This window comes from Caballeronia arationis, from assembly GCF_001544975.2.
GTDB classification, from domain to species: domain Bacteria; phylum Pseudomonadota; class Gammaproteobacteria; order Burkholderiales; family Burkholderiaceae; genus Caballeronia; species Caballeronia arationis.
In genome coordinates, this window is the sequence record NZ_FCOG02000255.1 from 1 (window position 1) to 5,080 (window position 5,080).

The window sequence follows — 5,080 nt, forward strand, 5'->3', positions numbered from 1 at the left end:
GCGTCGATGTTTGAGGGCGACACTTAGGCGCTGCGCCACTCGGTATTGCTGGTGCGTTGACGTGTTGTGACTGCTGCATGAAAAGCTGCTTTCTTTGCTTACTTTCTTTGCAGCAGCAAAGAAAGTAAGTCCCGCCCCGGACAGGGGCAGAGCCAATAGACCACTAAGAAAACAAGTTCCACTGAAGCGCAGAACCATCAAACGGCTGTTCGCGCGAAATGCAGACAAAGAAGCCCACAGGACCCGTGCAATGCTAGAAGTCGACTCGTTGAACCAGTACTACGGCGGCAGCCACATCCTCCGCGATGTGAAGATGACCGTCCCCGACGGCAAGCTGACCGTGCTGCTCGGCCGCAACGGCGTCGGCAAGACGACGCTCCTGCGCTGCCTGATGGGCGTCGTGCCGACCAGAAACGGCACCATCTCCTGGCGCGGCACGAAGATCTCTTCGATGCCCACCTACAAGCGCGTCGCAACCGGCCTCGCCTACGTGCCCCAGGGCCGCGACATCTTCGGGCGGCTCACCGTCGAGGAAAACCTGATGGTCGGCGCGGCAAGCCGCAAGGCGCCCTCGAAAGTGCCGGATCGCATCTACGAACTCTTCCCCGTCCTGCGCGACATGAAGAACCGCCGCGGCGGCGATCTCTCCGGCGGGCAGCAGCAGCAGCTAGCCATCGGCCGCGCGCTGATGAGCGAACCTCAACTGCTCATCCTCGACGAACCCACCGAAGGCATCCAGCCGTCGATCATCCAGGATATCGGGCGCACGCTGCGCCAGCTCGTCGACGAAATGGGCATGACGGTGTTGCTCGTCGAGCAGTACTACGACTTTGCGCGCGAACTCGCGGACCGCTATTGGGTCATGAGCCGCGGCGAGATCGTCGCGGGCGGCGCGGGCTCGGAAATGGACGAGCATGGCGTGCGGGAGCTGATCGCGGTCTGATTGCTTCCCTGCGCGAGCCGCCGTACCATGGCGGCTCCCCGGCCACGCTCCCGTTCATGCACCACGCACCCCACGCCGCACTCCTGCATGCCGACGAATGGCACGGCCGCCTCGAACTCGGCTTCACCCGTCAGCACGCGCGCACGGTGCTCACGCATCGCCGGCATGAAGGGCCGCTGCGCGTGCAGCGGCCGCTCTATCCCGAAGGCGACGCGACGTGCCATGCGGTCGTCGTGCATCCGCCCGGCGGCGTCGCGGGCGGCGACCGTCTCGCCATCGATATCGATCTCTCCGATCACACCCACGCCGTCATCACGACACCCGGCGCCACCAAGTGGTACAAGTCGAACGGCAAGCTCGCGACACAACGAATCGCGATTCGCGTCGGCGCCGGGGCGAAGCTCGACTGGCTGCCGCAGAACAACATCGTGTTCGATTCGTCGAATGTGGAACTCGACTTTGCGCTGACGATCGACGACGAAGCAAGCGCCATCGGCTGGGACGCGATGCAGCTCGGACGGCAGGCCGCAGGCGAGACATGGTCGGCGGGACAAATCCGCGCCGTGTCGAGCATCCGCAACACCTATGGGCGCCTGCGCTGGTTCGAGCGCGCGCGCATCGACGCGGACGATCCGCTGCGCGGCATGCCCCAGGGTCTCGCAAATTTCGCCTGCTACGGCACGATGTGGGCCATTGGCGCCGCATGCAACGACGCGCTCGCCGAAGCACTGACAGACAATCTCCCCTTCGACGACAACCTGCGTGCCGGCGCCTCATGCGTCGCATCGGGCGTGCTGATCGTGCGTGCCGTGAGCCGCTCGATGGAGCCGTTGCAGCGCGCCATGGCCGATTGCTGGACGCGCCTGCGACCCGCGGTTCACGGCATCGAGGCAAAACCGCTGCGTCTCTGGACCACCTGATCACCCTCTGACGCGCACCAACGTGGCACTTTATTGCGCCCCGAATTTGTGCGTGATAGCGTTGCGCAACGCGCAAGTGCCCGTTCGCGCGGCGTATCCGCGCGATGGCACGACTCTCGCTTAAACGATCCGACTTCAGAGCGCGCTCGATGAAAGACGCGCATTACACACAACAGGATCATCGATGAACCACACGTTTTTCCGCGCGCGTCGCACGGCGCTCGCCGCCCTTGCCGCTTCCATCGCAGCGCCCCTCTTCGCCCTCTCGCCGATCACCGCCCACGCCGACGCGCTCGACACGATCGCGAAAAGCGGCACACTGCGCGTCGCGGTGCCGGAAGACTATCCGCCCTTCGGTTCTGTCGGCGCCGACATGAAGCCGCAAGGCTACGACATCGACATGGCCGCGCTGCTCGCGAAGTCGATGGGCGTGAAGCTCGAACTCGTGCCGGTCAATAGCGCGAACCGCATTCCGTATCTCACGACGAACAAGGTGGACCTCGTAATTTCGTCGCTCGGCAAGACGCCCGAGCGCGAAAAGGTGCTCGACTTTTCGACCGCCTATGCGCCGTATTTTCAGGGCGTGTTCGGTCCCGCCGACATCAAGGTGAGCGGCCCGGCCGACCTCACCGGCAAGACGGTCGGCGCGACGCGCGGCGCGCTAGAAGAAATCGCGCTCACGCAGATGGCACCGAACGCGACCATCAAGCGCTTCGAGGACAACAACGCGACCATCTCGGCGTTCCTCTCGGGCCAGGTGCAACTGATCGCCGCGGGCAACATCGTCGCGGCCGCGATCCTCGCGAAGAACCCGCCGCGCCGTCCGGAAGCGAAGTTCGTCATCAAGAATTCGCCGTGCTTCGTCGGCTTGAACAAGAACGAGCCGCGCCTGCTCGCGAAGGTCGATGCCGCCATAGATCAGTCGAAGAAGGACGGCACGCTCGAATCGATGTCCAGGAAATGGTTCGGCCAGCCGCTGCCGGCGAGCCTGTGAATGCGTGATATGCGTGCAACTCGATAAAGGCAACGCTTTTAATGGCCTATGAACTTCAGTTCGCCGACCTCGGGGAATATCTTGGCATGTTCGCAAGCGGTGCCGCGACGACACTCGGCCTCACCGCGGTCTCGACCGCGCTCGGCATCGGTGTCGGCGTGGCGGGCGCGGCGGCGAGCGACAGCCGGCACGCGTGGCTGCGCTCGCTGACGCGCGGTTACGTCGAAGCGATTCGCAACACGCCGTTCATCGTGCAGCTCTTCTTCGTGTTCTTCGGCTTGCCCGCGCTCGGCGTGCACCTCGGCGAATTCACGGCCGCCATTCTCGCGATGACGCTGAACCTCGGCGCCTATTCGGTCGAGATCATCCGCGCGGGGATTGCCGCGGTGCCGAAGGGACATCACGAAGCGGCGGCATCGCTTGCAATGACGCGCGGCCAGACGTTTCGTCACGTCATTCTGCCGCAGGCGCTGGCGAAGGTCTTCCCTGCGCTGTCGAGCCAGATCGTCATCACGATGCTCGGCTCGGCGGTCGTCTCGCAGATCTCGGTGCCGGACCTGACGTATGCGGCAAGCTATATCCAGTCGCGCAACTTCCGCGCGTTCGAGACGTACTTCCTGATCACCGCCGCGTATCTCGTGATGGCGATCGTGCTGCGGTGGCTCCTCAACTCCGCGGGCAAGCGCCTCTTCTCGCGCAATTTGCGAGGCGCGCGATGATCGAATTCTCGTTCGAGCAGATCCTGACGAACCTGTTGCTCGCCGCGCGCTGGACCGTGGTGCTGTCGATCGTCTCGTTCGTCGCGGGCGGCGTCGTTGGTTTTGCGCTGCTCGTGATGCGCGTGTCGAAGTCACGCCTGCTGCGCACGCTCGTGAAGGCGTATATCGAAATCTTTCAGGGCACGCCGCTCCTGATGCAACTGTTCCTCGTGTTCTTCGGGCTGCCGCTGCTCGGCGTGGAAGTATCGCCGTGGATCGCCGCGACGGTCGGGCTCACGCTATTCACGAGCGCGTATCTCGCGGAGATCTGGCGCGGTTGCGTCGAAGCGGTTCCGAAGGGGCAATGGGAGGCTTCGTCGAGCCTTGCGATGAGCTACCTGGAGCAGCTTCGCCACGTGATCCTGCCGCAGGCCGCGCGCATCGCGATCGGGCCGACTGTCGGCTTCGGCGTGCAGGCCGTGAAGGACACGGCGCTCGTCTCGATCATCGGCTTCACCGAACTCACCAAGGCGGGCACGATGATTTCGAACGCGACGTTCAGGCCGTTCATCGTGTATGGCCTCGTCGCCTTGATCTATTTCGTGCTTTGTTATCCGCTTACTCGTTACGCGCGCACGCTGGAAAGGAAATGGAATGCCGCTCGTTGAAACCCGCAATCTGAAGAAGCAGTTCGGCGCGAACCAGGTACTGAAAGGTATCGATTTTTCGGTCGAGCCTGGGCAGGTCGTCGCGATCATCGGGCGCAGCGGCTCGGGCAAGAGCACGCTGCTGCGCACGTTGAACGGCCTTGAGAGCATCGACGAAGGTTCGATCGAAATCGACGGCGAGCACATGGATGCCCGCCATGCCGATCTGCGCGCACTGCGCCTGAAAGTCGGCATGGTGTTTCAGCAGTACAACCTCTTTCCGCATCTGACGGCGGGCCAGAATGTGATGCTCGCGCAGACGGTGGTCAAGAAGGTCCACAAGGCGAAAGCGCGTGCGACGGCCGAGCAGGTGATGGAGCGCGTCGGTCTCGCCGACAAGTTCGATTCGTATCCTGAGCAGTTGTCAGGCGGACAACAGCAGCGTGTAGCCATTGCGCGGGCGCTCGCGATGAAGCCCACTGTCCTGCTCTGCGACGAGATCACGTCGGCGCTCGATCCCGAGCTTGTCGGCGAGGTGCTCGCGGTTGTCGAAAGTCTTGCGCGGGACGGGATGACGCTCATCATGGTCACGCATGAGATGCGCTTTGCCCGGCGCGTGAGCAACAAGGTGGTGTTCATGCACCAGGGGCGCGTCTGGGAAAGCGGCACGCCGGAGGATATCTTCGAGCGGCCTACCAGCGTCGAGTTGCGCAAGTTCATTCAATGAGGTAGTTTTCGCACGAATGCAGGTAGGTTTTTTTTGACCACCGTTTTGATGGCGAGTGCTTCGGTGGAACTTGTTTTCTTTGTGGTCTATTAGCTCTGCCCCTGTCCGGGGCGGGACTCACTTTCTTTGCTGCTGCAAAGAAAGTAAGCAA

General features: G+C 63.0%; 6 protein-coding genes. All 6 read left to right on the top strand.

The genetic code is table 11. The annotated features are described in order from the left end of the window. Positions 1–250: 250 nt before the first annotated feature. The 6 genes from urtE to AWB81_RS40385 all read left to right on the top strand — a co-directional run bounded on the left by urtE (position 251) and on the right by AWB81_RS40385 (position 4,929). Positions 251–943, top strand: a complete 693-nt coding sequence (gene urtE, locus AWB81_RS40360; protein ID WP_062643957.1) for an urea ABC transporter ATP-binding subunit UrtE — start codon at positions 251–253, stop codon at positions 941–943. Positions 944–999: 56 nt separating this feature from the next. After that, positions 1,000–1,863 carry an urease accessory protein UreD gene (locus tag AWB81_RS40365; protein ID WP_062643959.1) on the top strand — a complete coding sequence of 288 codons (864 nt, stop codon included), beginning with the start codon at positions 1,000–1,002 and terminating at the stop codon, positions 1,861–1,863. Positions 1,864–2,047: 184 nt separating this feature from the next. Next, positions 2,048–2,857, top strand: coding sequence for a transporter substrate-binding domain-containing protein (locus tag AWB81_RS40370; RefSeq protein ID WP_062643961.1), 810 nt, complete (start codon positions 2,048–2,050; stop codon positions 2,855–2,857). A 41-nt stretch (positions 2,858–2,898) separates the two neighbouring features. Further along, complete coding sequence (locus tag AWB81_RS40375; RefSeq protein ID WP_062643963.1) at positions 2,899–3,576, top strand: amino acid ABC transporter permease; 678 nt, start codon at positions 2,899–2,901, stop codon at positions 3,574–3,576. Continuing rightward, on the top strand, positions 3,573–4,223 hold the full coding sequence (locus AWB81_RS40380; protein ID WP_062643965.1) for an amino acid ABC transporter permease: 651 nt from the start codon (positions 3,573–3,575) through the stop codon (positions 4,221–4,223). The genes AWB81_RS40375 and AWB81_RS40380 overlap by 4 nt, the downstream gene beginning before the upstream one ends. Continuing rightward, complete coding sequence (locus tag AWB81_RS40385) at positions 4,210–4,929, top strand: amino acid ABC transporter ATP-binding protein (protein WP_062643966.1); 720 nt, start codon at positions 4,210–4,212, stop codon at positions 4,927–4,929. Before AWB81_RS40380 ends, AWB81_RS40385 begins: the two co-directional genes overlap by 14 nt. The last annotated feature ends 151 nt before the right edge of the window (positions 4,930–5,080 follow it).